Source organism: Agromyces sp. GL_144 (assembly GCF_057834305.1).
The window spans coordinates 983,606-1,006,050 of the sequence record NZ_CM174399.1; the positions used below are offsets into that span (position 1 = coordinate 983,606).

Annotated in this window: 19 protein-coding genes; 12 read left to right on the top strand and 7 right to left on the bottom strand. The window is 69.0% G+C overall.

From position 1 onward, the window contains the following. Positions 1–84: 84 nt before the first annotated feature. Together AC3IPY_RS04395 and AC3IPY_RS04400 are read right to left on the bottom strand one after the other, a co-directional pair. Positions 85–870 (bottom strand): DUF6414 family protein, encoded by a 786-nt coding sequence (locus AC3IPY_RS04395; protein ID WP_489186938.1) that lies wholly within the window; start codon positions 868–870, stop codon positions 85–87. A gap of 257 nt (positions 871–1,127) precedes the next feature. Then, positions 1,128–1,790: a PIN domain-containing protein gene (locus tag AC3IPY_RS04400; protein WP_489186939.1), complete on the bottom strand. Its 663-nt coding sequence runs from the start codon at positions 1,788–1,790 to the stop codon at positions 1,128–1,130. Positions 1,791–2,291: 501 nt separating this feature from the next. Here AC3IPY_RS04400 and AC3IPY_RS04405 point away from each other — a divergent pair. Continuing rightward, positions 2,292–4,895 carry an ATP-dependent Clp protease ATP-binding subunit gene (locus tag AC3IPY_RS04405; RefSeq protein ID WP_489186940.1) on the top strand — a complete coding sequence of 868 codons (2,604 nt, stop codon included), beginning with the start codon at positions 2,292–2,294 and terminating at the stop codon, positions 4,893–4,895. 279 nt (positions 4,896–5,174) lie between these two features. Next, entirely contained in the window at positions 5,175–6,200 is a 1,026-nt protein-coding gene (locus AC3IPY_RS04410) for a hypothetical protein (protein ID WP_489186942.1), read from the top strand. 51 nt (positions 6,201–6,251) lie between these two features. Here the strand turns inward: AC3IPY_RS04410 and AC3IPY_RS04415 are convergent, their stop codons facing one another. Then, positions 6,252–7,085 carry an alpha/beta fold hydrolase gene (locus tag AC3IPY_RS04415; protein WP_489186943.1) on the bottom strand — a complete coding sequence of 278 codons (834 nt, stop codon included), beginning with the start codon at positions 7,083–7,085 and terminating at the stop codon, positions 6,252–6,254. A gap of 44 nt (positions 7,086–7,129) precedes the next feature. Between AC3IPY_RS04415 and AC3IPY_RS04420 the strand changes: the two genes are divergently transcribed. From AC3IPY_RS04420 to AC3IPY_RS04455, 8 genes are all read left to right on the top strand, one after another. Next, complete coding sequence (locus AC3IPY_RS04420; protein ID WP_489186945.1) at positions 7,130–7,723, top strand: TetR/AcrR family transcriptional regulator; 594 nt, start codon at positions 7,130–7,132, stop codon at positions 7,721–7,723. 132 nt (positions 7,724–7,855) lie between these two features. After that, complete coding sequence (locus AC3IPY_RS04425) at positions 7,856–8,080, top strand: hypothetical protein (protein WP_489186946.1); 225 nt, start codon at positions 7,856–7,858, stop codon at positions 8,078–8,080. Between the two features lie 237 nt (positions 8,081–8,317). After that, positions 8,318–9,085, top strand: coding sequence for a FadR/GntR family transcriptional regulator (locus AC3IPY_RS04430; RefSeq protein WP_489186948.1), 768 nt, complete (start codon positions 8,318–8,320; stop codon positions 9,083–9,085). A gap of 31 nt (positions 9,086–9,116) precedes the next feature. After that, positions 9,117–12,398: a discoidin domain-containing protein gene (locus AC3IPY_RS04435; protein ID WP_489186949.1), complete on the top strand. Its 3,282-nt coding sequence runs from the start codon at positions 9,117–9,119 to the stop codon at positions 12,396–12,398. A gap of 69 nt (positions 12,399–12,467) precedes the next feature. Continuing rightward, positions 12,468–13,562, top strand: coding sequence for an enolase C-terminal domain-like protein (locus tag AC3IPY_RS04440; RefSeq protein ID WP_489186950.1), 1,095 nt, complete (start codon positions 12,468–12,470; stop codon positions 13,560–13,562). 30 nt (positions 13,563–13,592) lie between these two features. Further along, on the top strand, positions 13,593–14,948 hold the full coding sequence (locus tag AC3IPY_RS04445) for an ABC transporter substrate-binding protein (protein ID WP_489186951.1): 1,356 nt from the start codon (positions 13,593–13,595) through the stop codon (positions 14,946–14,948). After that, positions 14,945–15,886, top strand: coding sequence for a carbohydrate ABC transporter permease (locus AC3IPY_RS04450; protein ID WP_489186952.1), 942 nt, complete (start codon positions 14,945–14,947; stop codon positions 15,884–15,886). Before AC3IPY_RS04445 ends, AC3IPY_RS04450 begins: the two co-directional genes overlap by 4 nt. Then, positions 15,883–16,806 (top strand): carbohydrate ABC transporter permease, encoded by a 924-nt coding sequence (locus tag AC3IPY_RS04455; RefSeq protein WP_489186953.1) that lies wholly within the window; start codon positions 15,883–15,885, stop codon positions 16,804–16,806. The genes AC3IPY_RS04450 and AC3IPY_RS04455 overlap by 4 nt, the downstream gene beginning before the upstream one ends. A 52-nt stretch (positions 16,807–16,858) precedes the next feature. Here AC3IPY_RS04455 and AC3IPY_RS04460 read toward each other — a convergent pair whose 3' ends face one another. The 4 genes from AC3IPY_RS04460 to AC3IPY_RS04475 all read right to left on the bottom strand — a co-directional run bounded on the left by AC3IPY_RS04460 (position 16,859) and on the right by AC3IPY_RS04475 (position 19,858). Then, a complete protein-coding gene (locus tag AC3IPY_RS04460) occupies positions 16,859–17,089 on the bottom strand; it encodes a YybH family protein (protein ID WP_489186954.1) in 231 nt (76 codons plus the stop codon). 228 nt (positions 17,090–17,317) lie between these two features. Next, positions 17,318–18,007: a class I SAM-dependent methyltransferase gene (locus AC3IPY_RS04465; protein ID WP_489186955.1), complete on the bottom strand. Its 690-nt coding sequence runs from the start codon at positions 18,005–18,007 to the stop codon at positions 17,318–17,320. Between the two features lie 236 nt (positions 18,008–18,243). Then, a complete protein-coding gene (locus AC3IPY_RS04470; RefSeq protein WP_489186957.1) occupies positions 18,244–18,462 on the bottom strand; it encodes a DUF2188 domain-containing protein in 219 nt (72 codons plus the stop codon). Between the two features lie 97 nt (positions 18,463–18,559). Further along, positions 18,560–19,858, bottom strand: a complete 1,299-nt coding sequence (locus AC3IPY_RS04475; protein ID WP_489186959.1) for an MFS transporter — start codon at positions 19,856–19,858, stop codon at positions 18,560–18,562. 63 nt (positions 19,859–19,921) lie between these two features. On the opposite strand from AC3IPY_RS04475, the gene AC3IPY_RS04480 reads away from it, so the two are divergent. After that, entirely contained in the window at positions 19,922–20,554 is a 633-nt protein-coding gene (locus AC3IPY_RS04480) for a CGNR zinc finger domain-containing protein (RefSeq protein WP_489186961.1), read from the top strand. 123 nt (positions 20,555–20,677) lie between these two features. After that, positions 20,678–22,360, top strand: coding sequence for a carboxylesterase/lipase family protein (locus tag AC3IPY_RS04485; protein ID WP_489186962.1), 1,683 nt, complete (start codon positions 20,678–20,680; stop codon positions 22,358–22,360). Positions 22,361–22,445: the final 85 nt, after the last annotated feature.

A 22,445-nucleotide genomic window follows, 5' to 3' on the forward strand; every position in this document is an offset into this window, starting at 1 on the left:
CGCGCATCCGACCTCGGTATGGATGCTGCCCAAAACCAGGACCACACCAGCGAGAAGGGTTTCGTCATTTCGGCCGGACGCTGCTTAGCGGTAGATCGCAAGAACATCTAATTGGAGCGCGGGACCTTCAACCCAGAACATCTCCTGCCCGGGCGTCGGCCCCTTCCGCTCGAACTCCCGACGCTGATCACGGGGCATCTGAGAAATGATTGGCAGCCCAGGCAGCGGGCGCCATGCCGACGCTCCCCACAGTTTCGAGACCTTGCCGACAACTCGAGCGTCTCCGTCGATCTCGTCGAGAGGCTCGCCCTTCAACGAGCCCACGATGCGCCAAGCAGAATCCACGACATCGCCCAAGACGATGCTGGTCGGCATGGCCGCGCCGAATGCCGCCATAGTGTCCAATGACTCGTTGTCCGGCATCCCGGCAAGCGGGTTCGTTCCCTGCCCTCTTGAAAGATTCGCCATCATCTTCATCAGCGGAATGGCGTCGAGCAGGCCCCCAGGGCTCGCGATCTTGGAAGCATCTGCTTCGTAGAGCTCGCATGTGACATCGACGAGGTTGCCGAGACGGACCCCTTCGAGATCCGCCTCCTGCAGAATCGTCACCCACCCGAACTGCTCCTCTGCGCCATCAACGAGTTGCTGCAGTCGTTCGAATTTCGCCGGACTAGTGTCGGCAAGTTCCTCAGTGACGGTCTGCTCGCCAGATTTCTCACCGCTCACCCCGAGGACCTTCGTTCCAAGGGCCCCACCTGCGCGAGTCCCATCCTTTTCAGAACGACTCATCGCCTTGCGCAGCCCGTCCTCCACTTGGGCGATGTACTGGTCGAGCTGCGGTTCGTTCAGATACAGGAAATTGCGGAGCAAGATTAATCCATTCGACCTAGGAGACAGTTCCTTCGAACGTACTGTGCGCACCGGACATGGAACCCCCAGTTCACGGGCACACCTCCCTCGTGTTTCTCTGACACCACCGCAGTCCGCTCGAGGTTCCGATGTTCGATCGCGGCCAAAGACTAGGACACTTGCGCCAGAGCGTCGACGTCACTGGTCGACGCCGGTGCGGCGAGAGATGATGACGGATAGCTCGCCCCTGCTGTTGGGCCAGATGGCGCCACGGTTCGTTAGCTGTAGTCCTCAACATCCCGGCAGGCGGAGAAGGCGTTAGCATTCAGCCGCGTGTTCCAAATCTTTTGTGTCGCAGGGCGTATTTCGCGGCTGTGCCATTGACCATGGTCAAACCAGGAGACTGTCTCAACTTTTGCACTTCCCAGCGCGCACGCCTCATCGAGTGCGGGCTCCAAGTCAGAATCCTGCGAGGCGAGGACTACGAGATCGACGTTCGGATCGCTTGCTTCACGCACGAGTGCTAGTGCACAGAGTACGTCTACGCCTTTCTCCTGCGGCTTGCCGTCGATCATGAAATGCCCGCGCGCATCGGTTGCTTTTCGCCCATCCGCCGTGCGTTGGTAACGGTACTTGAGCGGTCTCAGCGTCACGTTCACCCGGGGGTCCAGTTCCCAGTTTGCTTTCTGGGCGAGGTTTCGTGCGTAGGCCTTGGGGTCCACATCTACGGACGGCAACCCGCGATAGACGAGGACCTTGGTGAGGACAGCGTGCGCCATTCCCGCTCGTTGATTCGCGTTGCGCCGGGAAACTAGTTGGTTTGCGAAGTGGAGGGGGTGCACAAGGTGCTCATGTGGAGGCTGATATGGCTCGAAAAGCCCCCTGCCGGTGAGATGCACATTCTGATAGTCGATGATCACAGCAGCTCTGAGGTCGGGCATCGGCGCTCCAAATGGGTAAAAAAAGCCCCACCAGTCCCGGAGGACGGTGGGGAGTTATGTGTCTCATACTTGCACGCTGACGCATCGATCGCAAACTCATCCCCTCTGGCAGACCGCCCCATTCCGGGGGATTGACAGGCTTTGCATGCATCGATATTGCGGCTCTGAGAATCTTGTCGCGAACCATGGGATCAGCGCGTGCGGACCGGGTCCAGCGCCTAGTTCGAGTTAGTTGTGCACGCTGCCTCTCGGAGACCAAGTCCCTGGCAATGCTCACGTCGAAGGGGTTTCGATGAAGGGACTAAATCTATCGCCGCCGAGGCTGGCTTATGGGTCGAGTCGGGGCCTCAACGCTACGTCGACGATTCCCCGCGGTGACGTCGGTTACCGCTCGCAGATGTGATGCACGCCCTTCCGTAAACGCATGCTGGACGCGCGGGAATACCGCGGACCCCTCCGCGTTGAACTTGAGCGTATGCCACTCAAGTTCCAGGAGGATTGGTGCCCGAAGACTTCAACCCCGAAGCCGGTGCGAGCTCGTTCGACGAGTTTCTGAGCCGGTATCTCGCGGGTGAGCAGGCTCGCCAGGCTCGGTCGATCGACCTCAGCCGGTTCCTGACCGCTCGCACGCAAGGCATCCTGCAGAAGGCAGGACGCTTCGCGCTCGAACGCGGCCAGACCGAGCTCGACGCCCTGCACATCCTGCGCGTGATCGTCGAAGACGACAGCGTGAAGCAGGCCGTCGCCCGCGTCGGCGTCGCGCCCGAGCGCATCATCACCGCGACCGAGGCACGCCTGCCCGCGGCATCCGACGTCGCCGACATCAATGCGGCCACGATCACGCCGAGCGCTTCCCGCGCGCTGTTCCACAGCTACCAGGTGGCACGCTCGGCCGGCTCGACCTACATCGACCCCGAGCACCTCTTCTTCGCACTCGTGCTCGGGCAGGACGCCCCCGCCGGCCAGGTGCTGGCGCGCGCCGGCGTCACCGCCGAGGCGCTGACCCAGCAGATCCGCGAGACGGTCGAGGCCGGGTTCGAGGGCGACGACGAGCAGTACGGTGCGAACGGCGCCGGCTCCGAGGCATCCGCGACCCCCATGCTGGACAAGTTCGGCACCGACCTCACGGCCCTCGCCGAGGACGGCGAGCTCGACCCCGTGATCGGGCGCGTCGACGAGATCGAGCAGACGATCGAGATCCTCAGCCGCCGCACGAAGAACAACCCCGTGCTGATCGGCGAGGCCGGCGTCGGCAAGACGGCGATCGTCGAGGGCCTCGCCCGCGCGATCGTCGAGGAGTCGGTGCCCGAGGCCCTGCTCGGCAAGCGCGTCATCTCGCTCGACCTGCCCGGCATGCTCGCCGGCACCCGCTACCGCGGCGACTTCGAGGAGCGCCTCACCAAGACCATGGAGGAGATCGCCTCGAACAAGGGCGAGTTCATCATCTTCATCGATGAGATCCACACGGTCGTCGGCGCGGGCGGCTCTGGCGACGGCGGAACCGACGCCGGCAACATCCTGAAGCCCCGCCTCGCGCGCGGCGACCTGCACCTCGTGGGCGCGACCACGCTCAAGGAGTACCGCACGATCGAGAAGGACCCCGCCCTCGAGCGCCGGTTCCAGCCGGTTCGCGTCGGCGAGCCCTCGATCGAAGACGCCGTGCTCATCCTGCAGGGCCTGCGCTCGGCCTACGAGGAGCACCACGGCGTCGAGTACACGGATGCCGCGCTGCGGGCCTCCGTCGAGCTCTCGGCCAGGTACCTCACCGACCGCGTGCTGCCCGACAAGGCCATCGACCTCATCGATCAGGCCGGGGCGCGACTGCGCCTCAAGCTCGGCATGAAGACGGATGTCTCCGCGCTCATCGCGCGACTGGCCGACCTCGAGGCCGACAAGAACGCCGCCGTGAGCGCCGAGCACTACGAGGAGGCCTCGCGCATCCGCGACGAGATCTCGAAGGTGCAGGGCAAGCTCGACGAGGCGACCGAGAAGGGGCAGGCCGCGGCATCCGCTGGTCTCGGCTCCGACGGTGCTGAGCGTTCGACCGTCATCGATGAGCCCGAGATCGCCGCGGTGATCTCGCGGGCCACCGGCATTCCGGTGAACCGCCTCACCGAGACCGAGCGCGAGCGCCTCGGCGACCTCGAGGGCGAGCTGCACGCGCGCGTCATCGGCCAGGACGACGCGGTCACCGCGGTCGCCAAGGCCGTGCGCCGCAGCCGCACCGGCATGGGCGACGCGCGTCGACCGGTCGGATCGTTCCTGTTCCTCGGCCCGACGGGCGTCGGCAAGACGGAGCTGGCGCGTGCGCTGGCCGACCGGCTGTTCGACGACGAGGGCGCGATCATCCGCTTCGACATGAGCGAGTTCGGCGAGCGGCACACGGTGTCGCGCCTCGTCGGCGCCCCTCCCGGATACGTCGGCTACGACGAGGCCGGGCAGCTCACCGAGCGCGTGCGGCGCAACCCGTACTCGATCGTGCTGTTCGACGAGATCGAGAAGGCGCACCCCGACGTGTTCAACCTGCTGCTGCAGGTGCTCGACGACGGTCGCCTGACCGACGGCCAGGGCCGCACGGTCGACTTCCGCAACACGGTGATCGTGATGACCTCGAACCTCGGTTCGGAGTTCCTCGCGTCGCGCTCGGGTGCGCTCGGGTTCGTCGCGGGCACGGATGCCTCGGGCTTCAGCTCCGCGGCCGACGTGCGCAACCGCGTCATGGGCAAGGTGCGCGAGGCCATGCGCCCCGAGTTCCTGAACCGCATCGACGAGATCGTGCTGTTCCAGAAGCTCGGCGCTTCGGAGCTCTCCCAGATCGTGCGCCTCATGCTCGGTGCGACCTCCGCTCGTCTCGCGGCCCGCGAGGTCGAGTTCGAGGCGACGGATGCCGCGGTCGCGCTGCTTGCCGAACGCGGATACGAGCCCGAATACGGCGCCCGACCCCTGCGTCGCACCATCCAGCGCGAGGTCGACGACCGCATCGCGGACCTCTTCGTGTCGGGTGCGCTCGGCGACGGCGAGGGCGTGCGGGTGGATGCCGCGGACGGCTCGTTCATCGTGACGCCCGTGCCCCGCGCGACCGTGGCGGTGCCACTGGCGGCGTAGCCGGCGTCGTCTGGTTCGGCGCTGTCGGCGCAGCCGGAGGCATCCGCTCGGAATCGCGGTGGCGAAGTACCGAAGTGCCGGACGATTTCAGGCAAGGCCCGGTCCCTCTCGAGGGACCGGGCCTGCGTCATGCATCGGCCATGTGCAGGCGCCCTGCATTTGCTACGTTCTTGCCATGATGATCGCCCCCGGGTCTCACCCGCACGCCCGTGTGAACCCTTCGTGACGGGCGTGGCCGCGCGTCTCTCCGGGATGCTGCGCAGCGTCGGGCGCCGGCGAGTGATCGTGTTCGGAGTCGTCGCCCTGCTCGTGCTCGGCGCCGGGGCATCCGTCGCAGCCGCCCTCGGCGCGCAAGAGGATCAGCGTCGGGCGCTCCTCGCGGACGTCGAGACCACGGCATCCGAATTCGAGTCCGAGGCGGAGTCCCTCAGCGCGGTCGCTGCGAAGTACGACGCGGACCTCGCGGAGGCCGCCGAGCTGGCCGCCGAGCTCTCCGCCACGTTGCAGCTGCCGCCGCAGCGGTTCGACCCCTCCGCGAGGACGGAGGTCGAGCGATCCCTCGAGCAGCTCACGATCGCGTCGTCGCCACTGCCCGCATCGGTCGAAACGACCGTCCTGGTGCATGACGACGCCGGCGTCGACGAGTTGCGAACCGCCCGGGTGGCCCTGGCCGATGCGATGAAGGACCTCGACGATCGGGCTGCCGAACTCGATGTCGCACGTTCGGGACTCGCCGACGCGATGGGTGCGGCTCGATCCTCGGCGAAGACACTGGTCGACGGGGTGATCGGCGGCACCGAGGGCATCCTGGTCGTGAATGCCGCGGCATCCGTCGAGTCATCGGATCGAGTCCGAACGGTGTTGGCCGCTCTCGGCGAAGAGTGGACCGCAGACGGCCTGCGGGAATGGATCGACGCGATCACCGCGCTCGAAGCGTCGACGGCCGAGGCCGCCGCCAGGCTCGCCCGCGAGGAGCAGGACGTCGACGTCGACGTCGAGGGTGACTGGAGCGGCGCTCAGGCGCCGGTCTCCGGGTCGACGCCCGACATTCCGATTCCCATCGCGATGGGGCCGAGCACTCCTGCGCTGCCCGAGGACCCGATCGTGGAGACGCCGCCGGTGAGCGAGCTCTGGCCGATGCTCTGGGACGAGTACTGGGTGCCCAAGGAGGAGTGCGGAACTCCGAGGGTGGTGAAGTCGTTCCCCACGAACGACTTCGGCAACGGACTGGAATCAGGCATGTCGAGCCCGTGGAGCTACGAGTGGGCCAACGGCGGCATCAACGTCCTCTCGTGCGACTCCTGACGTCGAGCGCGAACGTCGGACTTCGGGGCGTTCGGCAGACTGCGTGACGGCTCAGCCCGCGAACCCTCGCCAGAAGGCGCGGATCGCGGCGGCGAGCGCCTGCGGCTGCTCGAGGGGAACGAGCGTGCGCGCCCCCTCGATCGTCAGCACTTGCGCGTGCGGTGTGAGGGAGGCGGCACGCTCGGCGTCGGCGGGGCTCCAGTCGCCGCGGTCGTCGGAGGCGACGAACAGGCTGGGCACGCGGATGTCGGCGAGCCGGTCGGTCACGTCGACGCGGTCGAGGATGAACGAGCGCAGGGCCAGCGCCATGCTGCGGCGAGTGGGGCGCTGCAGGCTGTCGAGCACGACCTGGCGCATATGAGGCGTGGCCGCCGACCGCTCGGTCAGCATCGCGTCGATGACGGCCGCGCGCATGGGCCCGACCGGGCCGGCCAGTTGCAGCAGCGGCTTGAGGAGCTGGATCTTGCGTCGGAGGTCGGGCGCGATCGCCTCGGTCGGGGAGCTGATCGCGACCAGGCTGCGCAGGCGTGCGGGATCGGTCGCGAGGTTCAGCCCCACGTGCCCGCCGAAGGCGTTGCCCACCCAGTCGACCGGGCCTCCGGTGTCGAGGGCGTCGAGCGCGTCGCGCGCGGCATCCGCTGCCTCGGCGATCGTGCTGCGTCGACCGAGCGGGTCGCTGGCGCCCAGCCCCGGCGGGTCGATCAGCACGAATCGGCGGCGTTCGTCATCGGCGTCCGCGAGCAGCGGCACGAGGTCGTCCCACGTGTGGCTGTCGACGAACATCGAGGACCAGAGGATCGTCGTGCGCCCCGAGCCGATGATGCGAGCGTGCAGTGCGCCGAGTCGCGTCGGGATGCGCTCGGCGTGTTCCGTCATCGTGTTCATTTTTTGATGTTAGCTTAACTAACATGAATCGTCGACCCTATCGGATGACCGCACGCGCCGAGGCCGCCGAACTCACGGGGCAGCGGATCATCGACGCCATGCTCGCGCGCTTCGCGACGACGCCGTACGACCAGATCCGCCTCGACGACGTGGCCGACGACGCCGGCGTGACCGGCCAGACCGTGATCCGTCGCTTCGGCAGCAAGCCCGCGCTCATGAACGCCACCGTCGAGCGTGAGCTGGGCAGGATCGCCGCGGCCCGCGAGTCGGCGAGGGGTGCCTCGCCCGACGAGACGATCCGCGCCCTGGTCGAGCACTACGAGCGGTACGGCGCGCTCATCCTGAAGACCTACTCCGAGGCCCCGCAGGTCGCGGGCCTGCCAGAACTCGCCGCCCGCGGACGGGCGTACCACGTCGACTGGTGCCGTCGGGCGTTCGCACTGCCGGCGACGCTCGACGTCGGGGCGCGTGCCCGCCGGCTGGCGCAGATCATCGCGGTCTGCGATGCCACGACGTGGCGCATCCTGCGCCTGGACGGCGGCCTCGACGTGCACGAGACGGAGCGCGCGCTTCGCGAGCTGCTGCTTCCGCTGCTCGCCGAGAGCGGCCCGGTCGCCGAGGGTCGGTCGAATCGCTGACGCCGGGAGTGGGGGAGTCGAGGCGGATCCTCAGGGTTGATCCGGATGTCGCGCGTCATGATCCGCGGCATCCTGCATCTCTAGGGGTGAGGGCGAATGCCACCGCCCGCGACCGAGGAAGGACCCGCGCCCATGACGACCCACCTGGAATACGTGACCGGGACGCTCGGTGAGCGAACCGCCCTGCCGTGCGTGTGCGGGCGCGACGCGGATCACGAACGACCGGGGTCGATCGCGCTCGCCGCGGCATCCGCGGAGCTGCAGCTCGGGGCCGGGCATGCGGCCGGGCATCGACGCCGTGCCGTCTCGTTGCGGACGCTGACGACTCGCGCCGCGCGCGGGCGGCACGCGGCCTGATCTCGAGACATCCGCTCGCGACATCGCGGTGGCCGCAACCCTGGACCAGGGTTGCGGCCACTTCGTCGTTGCGAGGCCGGATCCATGTCGAGCGGTTCATCAAGATCGCAAATGGATCTGATTCATTCTGTAGCTACGGCGAGATTGCGCCGTTCTTCGGCAAGTTAATGTGATTCATTGTGGAAACGCCGCGTGTTGTGTAATACTCATCGAACGTTCGATTCGAAGGAGAGCAGCATGGTGGCAGAGGCGGCCGGGGCGATCGATGAGCCAGTCGAGGCGGCGGCGCCGTATCGACCGGGCTACGAACTCGTCGCCGAGCAACTGCTGCAGTACATCTCCCGCGAAGGGCTCCGCCCTGGTGATCGCCTGCCCACCGAGCAGGGTCTCGCCGAGATCCTCGGCGTCACGCGCAACGTGACCCGCGAGGCGGTCAAGGTGCTCTCCGCGCTCGGCCGGCTCAGCGTTCGTCGCGGCGCCGGCATCTTCGTGGCCGAGTCCATCGGCGTCCTCGCCGACGCCGAGCTCGCGAACTTCCAGCCGACCGACATGGAGCAGGTGCTCATGCTGATCGACTACCGGCAGTTCACCGAGGCCGAGACCGCGCGGCGTGCCGCGACGTCGGCGACGCCGATCCAGGTGCGCGCCATCCGCGACTCGGCGAAGACCTCGCTCGACGCCGGCGCGGCGAACGACCCAGACGCGTTCGCCACGGCCGACGCGGCGTTCCACACCGCCATCGCCACCGCGGCCGGCAACGTCTTCCTCCAGGCGAGCGTCGCCAACACCCGGCGGTTCGCCGCGCAGTCCGACGTGCTGCTCTTCCACGGCGACGCCGCAGGGCCGCTCTCAGACGCCGGCGCACAGCACATCGAGATCGCCGAGGCCATCGCCGCGGGTGACAGCGAGCTCGCCTCGACGTTGATGGTAGCCCACATCGACACCACCCGGGCGCAGTTCGAGCATCGCATCCGCACGCGACTGTTCACCCGACTGCCCGACTGACCCTTCCCGCACACCACACGCAAGGAATTCAATGAAGAGCTCCAGAGCTTTCGCGCGCCTTCTCGGCGTCGCACTCGCCGCGACCGTCGCCCTCGTGCCGGTCGTCACCGCCGGGTCCGCCTCGGCGGCGCCCGTGGCGGCGAAGTCGCTGCCCGCGCTGAACATCTACGTCTCACCCGACGCCACCGGGCTGCAACTCGGCACCAAGAAGCGTCCGTTCAAGACGATCGAGAACGCGCGCAGCGCGGTGCGCCTGGTGAACCGCCACATGATCACCGACATCAACGTGCGCCTGCTCGACGGCACCTACCGACTGAACGACACGTTCACGCTCACCTCGCGGGACTCCGGCACCAACGGCCACACCATCACCTGGGAGGCCGCGCCCGGTGCCGAGCCCGTCATCAGCGGCGGCACGCTCGTCAAGAAGTGGCAGGTCAGCGACGCGGGGCGCGGCATCTGGAGCGCGAACGTCGGATCGGCCGACGCACGACAGCTCTACGTCGACGGCGCGCCCGCGACCCGCGCGCGCAGCGGCCAGAACCCGGGCGGCTTCTCGAAGACCGACACCGGATACGCGATCACCGACGCCTCGATGCAGTCGTGGAAGAACCAGAAGGACGTCGAGGTCGCCTCGTCATGGGGGTGGAAGCTGCAGCGCTGCCTGGTCGACTCGATCAGTGCCGACCGCATGGTCATGCAGCAGCCGTGCTGGCACAACGCCCACCTGCAGGAGGGCCAGGAGATCCAGAACCCCACCTGGCTCGAGAACGCGTACGAGTTGCTCGACGAGCCCGGTGAGTGGTACCTCGACAAGACCGCCAAGCGCCTCTTCTACCTGCCGCTCGACGGCAAGGACCCGAACAGCTCCGAGATCGTGCTGCCCCGCGTGCAGTCGCTCGTCGAGCTCGCCGGCACGATCGACAAGCCCGTGACGAACGTGGCGTTCGAGGGCCTCACCTTCTCGCACTCCACCTGGCTCGAGCCGAGCAGCCCCGACGGGCTCATCGAGGGACAGGCCGGATTCCGCATGGTCGGCAAGGACAACCCGACGTTCGACTCGACCCGCCTGAACTGGAAGAAGACCCCCGGCGCGGTCAACGTCGACTACGGCCACGACATCGACTTCGAGGGCAACGTCTTCACGCACCTCGGCGCCGTCGGCCTGAACCTCAACACCGGCACCCAGGGCACCGACATCATCGGCAACGTCTTCCGCGACGTCGCCGCCACCGGGGTGCAGATCGGCGGCACCGACATCGTCGACCACCATCCCGACGACCTTCGCTCCGTGACGAAGGACACGACCGTGCAGAACAACGTCATCACCGACGTCGCGACGAACTACCGCGGCTCGGTCGCGATCCTCGCGGGCTACACCGACCACACCGTCATCGAGCACAACCGCATCTCGCACCTGCCCTACAGCGGCATCTCGGTCGGCTGGGGCTGGGGCCTCACCGACAAGGGCGGCAACGAGAACTACTTCCCGACGAACGGCGGCATCACGCCCTACGAGACCGACACGCCGAGCCGCGAGACGATCGTTCGGTACAACCACATCAGCGACATCATGCGCTCGCAGGCCGACGGCGGGGCGATCTACACGCTGAGCAACGCGCCCGAGAGCATCGTGGCCGGCAACCTCATCACGGATGTCCCGCACGCGGCCTACGGCGCGATCTACCACGACGAGGCGTCGAGCAAGTTCCGCACGTTCAACAACGCGTTCTGCAACGTCGAGTTCCAGTGGCTGCTCGTCAACCGCGGCATCGGGCTCGACGTGCAGCACAACGTCACCTCGACCGGGCGGTTCTCGACGCAGGGCAACACCATCGAATCGCTCGTCGCGAACAACTCGGTCGTCGACGGCTGCGAGCAGCTGCCGGCGAGCGTCGTGAACAACGCCGGCCTCCAGCCCGCGTACCGCCACCTCGACCCGCAGGCCCCGGCCGCCGACACGGTCCACCCGTCGAAGCCGGGCGCCATCGAGGCATCCGCCCCGTTCCCGACCATCGCCGAACTGAGCTGGGCGCCCGCGACCGACGACATCGGCGTCACCGGGTACTCCGTGTTCCTCGACGGCGAGCTCGTGGCCGCGTCGAAGAAGCCCGAGGTGCGGCTGACCGGCCTCGAGGTCGGACGCGAGTACCGGGTGACCGTGACCGCACGCGATGCGGCGGCCAACGAGTCCGAGGCCGGCCCTGCGACGACGCTCACGATGCCCGCGACGCCGAACGTGGCGGTCGGCAAGAGCGTGACCGCCTCGTCGTTCTCCGACGAGAACGTCCCCGAGCGGGCGTTCGACGGCGACCTCTCCACGCGCTGGGCGCAGGGCCGCGGCCTTCCCGACCCCTCGTGGATCCAGGTCGACCTCGGCGCCGAGTACGACCTCGACGGGCTCATCACGACCTTCGAGCTGTCGAGCGGCTACCGCTACCGGCTCGAGACGTCGACCGACGAGCTCGACTGGATCACCCTCGAGGACCACACCGGTGAGAACACGACCGCCTCGGCCAACTACACGAGCCTCGCGCAGCCCGTTCGCGGACGCTACGTGCGTCTCGACGTGACCGGCACCAGCGGCAACGGCGGCAGCATCTACGAACTCGAGGTCTACGGCGCCGAGGCTGCGCCCGGCGAGGACACCGAACCCCCGGCGGCTCCGGATGCCCCGCAAGCACGGATCCTGCTGCCGAGCGTCGTCGACCTGAGCTGGACGCCGCCTGCCGGCGACCCCGCGAGCTACGAGCTCTGGGACGGCGACACGCGCCTGGCCGTGACGACCTCGACGACCTACCGCGTCAGCGGGCTCGAACCCGAATCGGCGCACAGCTTCACGGTCGTCGCCCGTGACGCGGCGCTGAACCGCTCGGCGCCGAGTGCCGCCGCAGACGTGACGATGCCGGCCGACACGAACCTCGCCACGGGTCGCCCGGTCACGGTCTCCTCGTTCTCCGAGCCGAACCTGCCCGAGCACGCCGTCGACGGCGACCCCGGAACCAGATGGGCCCAGGGCATCGGCATGCCCGACCCGTCATGGATCCAGGTCGACCTCGGCGAGGCGATCGACGTCACGAGCGTCGTGTCGGTCTTCGAACTGCCGCGCGGATACGCCTACCGGCTCGAGTCGTCGCTCGACGGCGAGACCTGGTCGATGTTCGACGACCGCACCGGGCGCAAGACCACCCAGAACGAGAACATCAGCATCGCCGAGCTACCCGTGATGATGCGCTACCTGCGGCTGACGGTCACCGACTCCAGCTGGAACGGCGGCAGCCTCTGGGAGATCAAGGTCTACGGCGACTACTGAACCACCGGCCCGTACGGTGCGACCGCGCGGGCCGCGCACCACCAGCACCACACGAACGAGAGAGCAGCAATGAGAATCACCCACGTCGAGGTCCATCGGGTGTACGTGCCCGCGGCCGACCCGCCCTTCAAGTGGCGGGAGGGACTCGCCGGAAGCGCGCCCGCCGGTGACGGCGCGGTGCTGCGCATCGGCACGGACACCGGAGCCGAAGGCGTCGCCTTCTTCTCGCGCCCCGGCGCGGCGGTCATGCTCGAGGACCTCGTCGAACGCGTGTACCGACCCGAGCTGATCGGCGCCGACCCGCTCAACCGCGAATGGATCTGGCACCGCATCTGGGAGCTCGACCGCATCCACGAGCTGCCGCTGCCGGCCTTCGGGCTCGTCGACGTCGCACTCTGGGACCTGGCCGGACGCATCGCGAACGAACCGGTCTGGCGCGTGCTCGGCGGGTACCGCACGTCGATCCCGGCCTACGCGTCGACCACGACCTTCGCCACGATCGAGGAGTTCCTCGACGTGGCCGACCAGTCCCTCGCGCTCGGCTACCACGGCATCAAGCTGCACGCCTGGGGCGACGCCAGGAAGGACGCCGAACTCGCGCTCGCACTGCGCGAGCACGTCGGCGACGACGTGCCCCTCATGTACGACGGATCGGCGGGCTTCGACCTTCCCGATGCGATCCAGCTCGGACGTGCGCTCTCCGAAGCGCACTACCTCTGGTACGAGGAGCCGATGCGGGAGTTCAGCATCACCGCCTACGGCCGACTCGCGAGCGCGATCTCGGTGCCGCTCGTCGTCGCCGAGACATCCGACGGCGCGCACATGAACTCGGCCGACTTCATCGCAGCCGGGGCCGCGACGTTCGGCGTGCGGGCCAGCACGACGCTCCGCGGCGGGATCACCGGTGCGATGCGCACCGCGCACCTCGCCGACGGGTTCCGCCTGCGCGCCGAGGTGCACGGGTCCGACATCCCGAACCAGCACCTGTGCATGGCCATCTCGAACACGACGTACTACGAGTCGCTCGTCACCTCGAACCCGGTGCGGCGAGAGGCCGCCGTCGACGAGAACGGCCTCGTGCACGCCCCAACCGAACCCGGCATCGCGCTTCCCGCCGGTCTCGACTACCCGGCATCGGTCGCCTCGTTCGCCCGAGCCGCCTGACTCACGCAAACCCCCATGAAAGGAACGACAATGCAGTCAACCCCGCCCCTCCGCGTCGCCCGACGCGGAGCGCTCGTCGCAACGGCGATCACGACCATCGCCCTGCTCGCCGGCTGCGCCAGCGCCGAGCAGTCCGCCACCGACACGTCGGCGGCGTTCGAGCCCGTCGACCAGGTCGCCGGGTCCGAGATCGTCGTCTGGGCCGACTCCACCCGCCTCGCGTCGGTCGAGGCGTACCAGGAGGCCAACCCCGACGTGAAGATGGACATCGTCACCTATGACGGCGGCGCCGACGGCTCCACCTACCTGCAGACGAAGGTGCAGCTCTTCGACCGCACCGGCGAAGGGTGGCCAGACGTCGTCTTCGGTACGCCGACCGACATCACCTGGGCGACCAAGCCCACCTCGCCCGGCAAGACACCGTTCGCCGCCCCGCTGAACGAGGGCCTCGTCGACCAGGACGTGCTCGACGGTTTCGCGGCCGGATCGCTCACCCCGTGCGAAGTCGACGGCGACACGTACTGCCTCCGCAACGACATCGCGCAGGTCGTGCTCTGGTACAACGACGCGCTCATGACCGAGTTCGGCTACGACGTCCCGACCACCTGGGAGGAGTACCAGGCCCTCGGCGAGAAGGTCGCGGCCGAGCACCCCGGTTACCTGGTCGGCTCGGTCGGCGACACCAACTCGCACGAGTCGTACTTCTGGTCGGCGGCCTGCCCGGCGCAGGAGCTGCAGTCTGCGGACACCCTGCGGGTCGCGCTCGACGATCCGGCGTGCACGCGCATGTCGACGCTGCTCGACACGCTCATCGACGCCGGTTCCGTGAGCACCGAGGGCTTCTTCAGCCAGGGCTTCGACGGCAGCAAGGTGCTCATGGCCAATGGCCCCTCGTGGTACGGCAAGTACCTCTTCGACTCGGCGTTCAAGGTGCCCGCGGGCCAGATCGGCGCTGCGGTCCCGCTCAAGTGGGACGGCGAGAGTGACGCCGTGACCGGCAACGTCGGCGGCGGCACGTGGATGGTGTCCGCGCACAGCAAGAACCTCGAGGCCTCGACGGCGCTCGCCGAGTGGCTCACGACCTCCGACGAGAACCTCGAGAACGCCCCGACGTACCCCGCGTACGTCGACGGCGCGAAGGTGTGGCTCGAGAACCCCGCGAACAGCGACTACTTCGCGAACGACATCACCGAGGCGTTCACCGTCGCCGCCGACGCCGTCTGGACGGGCTGGGGGAACACCCGCTTCAACAGCGCGACGGCCTGGTCGAGCGTCGTGCTGCCGGCCATCACTGGCGGTGCGTCCCTGACCGACACCCTCCCGGCCTGGCAGCAGGCGATCACCGACGAGGCGGAGTCGGTCGGGTACACGGTCGTCAACGAATGACCGCTCTCGATGCCGGGCGCGCAGCCGCCCTCGTCGAAGCCCAGCCCGTCCGGCGGCGCGCTCCGCGCCGCCGGGTGGGCTGGGCGGGGCTCGTCTTCGCCGCCCCGTACGTGGTGCTGCTGCTGGCCTTCGGCGTGTTCCCCACGGTCTACGCCATCTACCTGGCGTTCACGAACGACCTCGGGCAGTTCACGGGTCTCGGCCAGTTCGTCAAGGTGATGGGCGACTACCGGTTCGCGCCGGCGTTCCTGAACATCACCGTGTACCTCGTGATGTGGCTCACGGCCGTCATCGTGCTCACGGTCGTCGTCGCCGTGATCCTCCGCGGCCGCATGCGCCCCGGTCTGTCGGCGGTGTTCCGGTTCCTCTACTACATCCCCGGAGCGCTGGCCGGGGTCGCCAGCGTGCTCGTCTGGCTCTTCATGCTCGATCCGAACGTGAGCCCGGCCGCAGGCCTGCTGCGTGCCATGGGCATGGACACCTTCGGCCAGGTGCTCGACCCGGCCAACCTGCCGGTGATCTTCGTCATCATCGCCTTCTGGACGGGCGCGGGCGGATGGATCGTCGTCATGTACGGCGCACTCAACAACATTCCCGACGAGGTGCTCGAGGCCGCGCGCATGGACGGCGCCGGGCCGTGGAAGACGGCCTGGCACGTGCAGATCCCCATGATCCGAAAGTGGATCGTGTACATGGCGATCCTCGCGTTCGCCGCCGGCACCCAGCTCTTCGTCGAGCCGCAGCTCCTGCAGACGGCGAGTCTCGGGCGCGTCAGCCCGACATGGTCGCCGAACCAGCTGGCGTACGTGTTCGCCTTCCAGAACGGCGACTTCAACGGCGCCGCCGCGATCTCGCTGTTCCTGCTGGTGATCGGCGTGATCCTCGCCGTGGTGCTCGTCACCCGCTCCGGTCTGTTCAAGGTGGATGAAGAAGAATGAGTGCACTCAATTCGACGGTCGACTCCTCGCCCGTCAGGTCGCGTCGGCCCAGGGCCGGTTCGTTCGCCTCGATGGCCGTGGTCGTCATCGTGCTGGCCGCCCTCCTGGTGTTCTTCGTCATCCCGGCGATCTGGGTGCTGCTCGCCCCGACCAAGACGGCCTCGGAGCTCATCGACCGGCCGCCGTTGTCGTTCGGCTCCTTCGAGCAGCTCGCCGTCGCGTGGAACCACCTCATGGACTTCCAGGGCGGCGCGGTCTTCCAATGGCTCGGCAACTCGGCCGTGTACTCCGGTATCGCGCTGCTGCTCACACTCGTCACGAGCGTGCCCGCGGGCTACGCACTCGCGCTCACGCGGTTCCGCGGGCGCAAGCTGCTGCTCATGACGACCCTCATCGTCATGATCATGCCGTCGTCGGCGCTCGTGCTCCCGATCTTCCTCGAGCTGAACCTGTTCGGACTGATCGGCACCATCTGGTCGGTCATCCTGCCGTTCTCGTTCTACCCGTTCGGCGTGTACCTCGTGTACATCTACTTCGCGACGAGCCTGCAGCGATCGATGCTCGAGGCGGCGCGCATCGACGGCGCGAACGAGTGGCAGATCTTCGTGCGCATCGCATTGCCGCTCGCGAAGCCCGTCGTTGCCCTGGTCGCCTTCTTCAGTTTCGTCGGCAACTGGAACAACTTCTTCCTGCCGTACCTGGTGCTGCCCAAGAGCAGCCAGTTCCCGATCCAGGTGGGCCTGAACCAACTGCTGTCGTCGACACCGTCGTTCAACCCGGTCGCGGGAGCGGGTCTGGACATCACCAGCCCCGAACTGGCACTCGCGATCGTCATCGCGATCCTCCCGGTGCTGGTGCTGTTCCTCTTCTCGCAGCGAGCGCTCGTTTCCGGAATGCTCGCCGGCTCGACGAAGGAATGATCCGAGGGCCCGCCCGCGTCGAGCGGGTGGGCCTTCGTCTACCGGCTCGCCCCTACCCGACGTCGTCGGCGTGGCGGTGCACGATGCGCCAGCCGCCGGGCTCGCGGCGGTAGACCTGTGTCGCGCGCAGCGTGAACGTGCGAGGCTCGCCGTCGATCGAGGCCGAGACGCGCTCGTAGCCCACGGTGTAGGCGAGGTCGCCTCGCACGTCGAAGGTGATCAGGTCGTACGAATACTCGGTGCAGTTCGAGAAGGTCGCCGAGAGCACCTCGAACGCCTCCACGCAGCTCGGCGCGATTCGCGGCGTTGCGCCACGCGCCGAGCACGCTGACCGGCTCCTCACTCGACCAGATCGCGCGACGCGGGCCGTCGTCGCCGTCGAACATCGCCCGCTCGGCCCGCACGAACTCGTTCTGCACCCAGATCAGGAACTCTTCACGGTCGTTCATGGATCACAGGATCCTCCGGTCTGCGGCCGGCCACAATCACCGGCCGGCACGATCCGGGTGCGTCAGGCGCGGCGGCGGGCGAGCAGGGTGGCGTCCTCGACGTCCATCGTCACGCCGTCGCGCGTCATCGTGCGCGGGCGTTGCTCGGCCACGAGCACGTCGAAGTCCTCGGGCAGGGCGGGCAGCAGGCCATCGGCGAGGAACATCGCCGACCGATGGCTCTCGCTCAGGTGGGTGAACTTCTCGGACGGGGCGTGGCCGACGACGAGCAGGTGACCGCCGGGCGCGACGGCCTCCGCGAGGCGGCGGGTCACGTCGACCATGCCGCCGTCCGGCGGATGCAGGAAATGCGTCGTGACGAGGTCGTACTGCCGACCGCCCGCGGCGAACGTGCGGGCGTCGACCTGCCACCAGTCGGTGTTCCCGGCGACGCCGGCGGCCTCGGCGTGGCCGGCGGCACGGGCGAGGCCGTTCGTCGAGAAGTCGGCCCCGGTCACGCGCCAGCCCTGCTGCGCCAACCAGATCACGTCGCCGCCCTCGCCGCAGCCCACGTCGAGCGCGGTGCCAGGGGTCAACGCGGATGCCTCGGCCACGAGCTGCGCGTTGGGGTTGCCGCTCCAGACGGTCTGCTCGCCCGAGTAGCGCTGCTCCCAGCCGGGCGCCTCGAACATCGAGGCGGCCTCGTCGTGCTGGTGCCCGCGCTCATGCTCGTGGTCGTGCTCGTGTTCGGCCTCGTGGGCAGGTGCGGTCATGTCACGAGCGTACGGTTCGGGCGCGGCGATGGCACGCCGGGTTGCCGGTTCGGCAACGCCGCGCGCTGGGGAAAGGCTCGGCTCGAGGCATCCGTTCGGAGATGATGCAGCCATGCAGCCATGCAGCCATGCAGCCATGCAGCCGTTTAGCCGTGTAGCGTCCGATCGGCAACGGACACCGCCCGACAGCGGCCCCGGCCTGGCTACGCCGGCTCGCTGGTCGTCCCTCGGCCGAGCTACGCCGGCTCGTCCGTCGGCGGGTCCTCGTCGGTGATCACGCCGGTCGGATCGCTGTCGATCACCGTGTGCGCCGTGCCGTGCTCCTCGGCGTAGATCCGCCCGGCCTCGATCGCCTCGTCGCGGTCGGCGTAGCTCTGGGAATCCTCCGGATGCCCCTCGACGCGGTTCTCCCACTGCCCGCGATTGGAATGCGTCTCGACGTCGCCATCGGCCATGTGCCGCCCCCTCGTGTCGTGTCGCGCGCACCGTGAGGCCGCGCTGAGCGCCACGGTACGCCGATGAGGGTCGCGTGTCAGCAGGTTGACGTGGTGTTCATCTGTCGGATGCCGCGGCCGGCACGGGATCCGTGCGACCCGCGATCGCGAGTTCGGCCGGGTCGCCGATGCGGGGGAGCGGCGACAGCGCGACCCACACCACGGTGCCGAGGCAGAGCGCGGCACCGATCGCGAGTCCTGCGCGGGTCCCCACGAGCTCGCCGACGAAGCCGCCTGCGGCGGCGCCGAGCGAGATCGTGCCGTAGGTGATCCACCGCATGCTCGCATTGACGCGTCCGAGCAGTCGGTCGGGCGTGCGCAGTTGGCGGATCGTCACGAGGATCACGCTCGACATGGCCGTGCCGAAGCCGTTGACGGCGAACACCCCGCCGAGCATGGCGATGACGAGCAGGTCGCCCCACGAGGCATCCGCCACGGGGACCAGCAGGAGCACGACGCACTCGACGACCGCGCACCAGAGCAGCGGCGGCCCGGCCCCGAACCGGCGCACGGCGGGCGCGGCGAGCAGCGAACCGATGAGCGCGCCGCCCGCTCCGATCGCGAGCACGAGCCCGAGTCGCGCCGGGTCGAGGCCGAGCGACGTCACGGCGTGCAGCGTGAAGAGCACCATGATCCATTGCGCGAACGGGTTGTAGAGCGCCGAGAAGCCGAGGTTCGCCATCAGGTAGCGGTCGCCGCGCACATGGCGCAGGCCGCCGCGGAGCTCGGCGACGAAGGTGCCGGTGCGCCCGGCCGGGATCTCGGGCGTGCGGATGCGGCCGATCGCGATCGCCGAGACCGCGTAGGCGACGACGTCGGCGAGCATCGCGAACGGCGCGGTGAGCAGCTGCACGAGCAGTCCGCCGAGGCCCGGTCCGCCGATCTCCACGGCCGCCGAGGTCGCCTGCAGCCTCGCGTTCGCCGACGAGAGGTGCGAGGCGGGCACGATGCCCGGCACGACCGACTGGTACGAGACCTCGAACAGCACGGTGAAGCATCCGATGATCGCGACCAGCGCGGCGAGCAGGGGGAACGAGAGCACCCCGGCGATGGCGGTCGCCGCGATCGCGAGGCTGAGTGCCGCGCGCGACCAGTCGGCCGTGACGATGAGCGGGCGGCCCCGAACTCGGTCGACGAGCACGCCGAGCGGCAGCGCCAGCAGCAGGAACGGCACCCAGCGCGCGAGGGCGAGCAGGCCGAGCTCGGCCGCGGAGGCGTGCAGCACGAGCACCGCGAGCAGGGGCAGCGCGAGCTCGCCGACCTGCTGGGCGATCACCGACGCGCCCTGCGAGGTCCAGAGCGAGCCGAAGTCGCGCTTCCATCGCGTCTCGCTGCTAATGGTTGTAGCGGAGGTCATGCGTTATACGATGGCAGATCGGCGCGAATGGGTAAAGCCTCGGTCAGGCATTAGACTCGTCGCATGACGGATGCCGCACCCTACGTCTCACGCGAGACCTATCCGCAGGTCGCGGGGGCCGTGGCGCTCGATCTCGTCAACACCGTGTCGTGGCGGCTCAGCCCCGAGCGGCGTCTCGAACACGTCGGTGCATACGCCGATGTCGTGCGCTGGACCGAGCAGGTCGGGCTCATCGACGCCGTCACGGGGGCCGAACTGTCACGCCTCGGCGAGACGGATGCCGCCGGCGCCGCCGACGAACTCCGTGCGGTGCTCGACCTCCGCGAGGCGCTGTACGCCGCCGCCTACGAGGCGGCGCCGAGCGAACCGGTCGTACGCGAGCATGCGGCCGCGGTTGCGGCCGGGCGACTCGAGCGCGACGGCGACGGGTGGAGCTGGGCGTTCCCGCTCGACCTCGCGCTGCCGCGTCGGCGCATCGCGCTCGCCGCGGTCGACCTGCTGCTGCGCGACGACCTCGACCGGCTCGGCCAGTGCTCCGACGCGGAGTGCGGCTGGGTGTTCCTCGACACGTCGCCCCGGCACAACCGCCGCTGGTGCGTCGCCTCCGACTGCGGCAACCGCAACCGGGTGCGCGAGCACTACGCGCGCGTGCGCGATGCAGCGGCCGCGACATCCGAAGCCCTGTCGGTCGAGTAGCGGAGCGCATCGAGACCCTGAGACCGGCCGGGCCGACACCGATACCGCCCCCCTCCGTTCGGCGCAAGCACTGGCGGCCACCCGCTCCCGGGCATTGAATGGGCCGGTGAGCCGCGTGAACGGATGAGCGAAGACCTCGGCAGCACCGGGGGAACCGGCGACGACGGACTGCTGGTCCGCGTCACCGGCGGCCTCGTGCGCGGCGTGCGCGAGGGCGGGGTGCTCGCGTGGCGGGGCATGCCGTACGCGGCAGCGCCGACGGGGTCGCGACGGTTCCGGGCGCCGGCACCGGTCGAGCCGTGGGACGGCATCCGCGAGGCGGCGAGGTTCGGTGCCATGGCGCCGCAGGCCCGCGTCGTGCGGCTCGTGCGGCCGGGCGCCGTGCTCGCGCACGCCGATGAGGACTGCCTCAGCGTGAACGTGTTCGCGCCCGAGCGCGAGCAGGGCGTGCCGGGCGAGCCGGGCGTGCCGCGCGCGCCCGACTCGCGCGGCGCACCGCCCCTCCCGGTCATGGTGTTCCTGCACGGCGGCGGCTACAGCGCGGGCTCGTCGCGCGACTTCTCGGGCCAGGGCGAGGGCTTCGTGCGCAGCGGGCGGGTCGTCTACGTGAGCTTCAACTACCGGCTCGGCGCGCTCGGGTACCTCGACTTCACCAGGTACGGCAGCGCGAGCCGCGTCTTCGAGAGCAACCTCGGCCTGCGCGACCAGGTCGCCGCCCTGCGCTGGGTGCGCGAGAACATCGCCGCGTTCGGCGGCGACCCGTCGCGGGTGACGATCTTCGGCGAATCGGCCGGCGGCAACGCGGTCACCACGCTCATGACGATGCCCTCGGCGCGCGGACTCTTCGCCGGGGCCATCGCGCAGAGTCCGCCGCCCGACGCGGTCTACTCGCGCGAACTCGCGGCGCGGTGGGCGTCGGAGTACGTCGCGCTCCTGCGCGAGACCGTTCGGGAGAACGCCCTCGACCGTGCCTCGTCGGATCGTGACGCATCCGACCGCGCCGCGGCATCCGCGGATCGCCTGCTGGCCGACGCCGACGTCGATGATCTCGTCGCGGCATCCGTCGCCCTGCAGGTGCGCACGCCCGAGGCCTACCCCGGCGCCTTCTGCTTCGCACCCGTCGTCGACGGCGAGATCGTGCCCGAGCGGCCGTTCGTCGCGTTCCGCGAGGGGCGCGCGCACCGGGTGCCGCTCATCATCGGCACGAACGCGCGGGAGGGGTCGATCTTCCGCGGCCGCGTCGACATCCTGCCGCGCAGCGCGAGTCGCATCGACGATCTGTTCGCGCGCGCCCCCGGCGACGCCCGGCAGCCGATGCGCGACGCGTACCCCGACCTGCCGGCCCGGCGCCCGGCGGCGGACTTCGGCGGCGACTACGGCTTCTGGTATCCGAGCACGCGCGTCGCCGACGTCGCCTCGCGGTGGGCGCCGGTCTGGGTCTACCGCTTCGACTTCGCGCCGCGGCTGCTCAAGCTCGTCGGTCTCGACGCGACCCACGGCATCGAGATGTTCGCCCTGTTCGACCGCACCGACGTTCCGCTGGCTCGCATGATCACCTCGCTCGGCGGGTACGAGGCGTACAAGGACGCGGGCGAGCGGATGCGTCGGCTCTGGCTGCACTTCGCCGAGCGCGGCGAGCCGGGGCGCGGCAGTCCCGAGCGCGGCGGCCCGGGTCAGCTCTGGCCCCGCTACGACGAGGGCACACGGGCGACGCTCGTGATCGACGCGACGGATCGCATCGAGTCGGATCCGCGCGCCGAACGCCGCCGCGCCTGGGACGCGTTCGCGCCGTCGCTGGCGGGGTGACGGCCTCGAACGCTGGTCGAGCAGGCGCGCCGGCGCCGTATCGAGACCGGGGGCCGATCGATCGATCAGAAATCAAGAAGCCGGA